The 1,279-nt window shown below is 68.7% G+C and carries 1 protein-coding gene; it reads left to right on the forward strand.

All coding sequences use genetic code 11. The annotated features are described in order from the left end of the window. Nucleotides 1–91: 91 nt before the first annotated feature. Nucleotides 92–1,213 carry an IS481 family transposase gene (locus tag G5C50_RS32090; RefSeq protein ID WP_165076172.1) on the forward strand — a complete coding sequence of 374 codons (1,122 nt, stop codon included), beginning with the start codon at nucleotides 92–94 and terminating at the stop codon, nucleotides 1,211–1,213. Nucleotides 1,214–1,279: the final 66 nt, after the last annotated feature.

Raw genomic sequence — 1,279 nt, forward strand, 5'->3', positions numbered from 1 at the left:
TGTATGGACCGGGGACATGGGTAACAGGTGTTCGGGGACATGGGTGACACATTTGGGGATCATGGAGGGCCTTCCAAAGAGGAGGCTCGCCATGCCCTGGAAAGACGTGTCTCTCATGTCGCTGCGATTGGAGTTCGTGACCCTGGCCGCCGCCGAGGGGGCCAACGTCCGCGAGTTGTGTCGCCGTTACGGCGTCAGCCCCAAGACGGCTTACAAGTGGATCGCTCGGTTCCGCGAGGGCGGGGCCGACGCCCTCGTCGACCGCTCGCGACGGCCCGCGGCCTCGCCGGACCGCACGCCCGAGGCGATCGAGGCCGAGGTGCTTCGGCTCCATGACAAGCACTCCGCCTGGGGCGGCCGCAAGCTCCGCAAGCGGCTGATCGAACTGGGCCGGCGAGACGTCCCCGCGCCCAGCACCATCACCGAGATCCTCCGCCGTCACGGCCGGCTCGCCGAGGCCCCGGCCCCGACGGCCTTCGTCCGGTTCGAGCACGACGCCCCCAACCGGCTCTGGCAGATGGACTTCAAGGGCCACTTCGCCATCGCCGCCGGCCGCTGCCATCCCCTGACCGTGCTCGACGACCACTCGCGATTCGCCCTGGGCCTGTTCGCCTGCGACGACGAACGCGACGCCACCGTCCGCGGCCGCCTCACGACGCTCTTCCGCCGCTACGGCCTGCCCGAGCGGATCCTCTGCGACAACGGCTCCCCCTGGGGGACCGTCGTGACGCCCCAGCGACACACCGCGTTGGGCGTCTGGCTGCTGAAACTGGGCGTCGGCGTCAGCCACGGCCGAGCCTACCACCCCCAGACCCAGGGCAAGATCGAGCGATTCCACCGCACCCTCAAGGCCGAAGTCCTCCAGGGCCGCGACTTCGACGACCTGGCCATGTGCCAACGACGGTTCGACCCCTGGCGCGACGTCTACAACCACGAACGCCCCCACGAGGCGTTGGACCTGGAAGTGCCGGCCAGCCGCTACCGCATCAGCGAACGACCGTTCCCCGAGTCGCCGCCCGTGTGGGAATACGGCCCGACCGACGCCGTGCGAAAGGTGAGCGACGACGGGACCATCAGCTTCAAGGGCCGAGAGTCCACCCTGAGCAAGGCGTTCCGCGGCGAACGCGTCGCGATCCGCCCGACCCCCGAGGACGGCGTGTTCGGCGTCTATTTCGGCGTCCACCCGATCGCCCAAATCGACCTCCGCGTGTAAACTCAACCCAACCGACCCGTTACCCATGTCCCCGAACAAGCGCCACCCATGTCCCCGGTCCATACA

Source organism: Paludisphaera rhizosphaerae (assembly GCF_011065895.1).
In the GTDB taxonomy this organism is placed as follows: domain Bacteria; phylum Planctomycetota; class Planctomycetia; order Isosphaerales; family Isosphaeraceae; genus Paludisphaera; species Paludisphaera rhizosphaerae.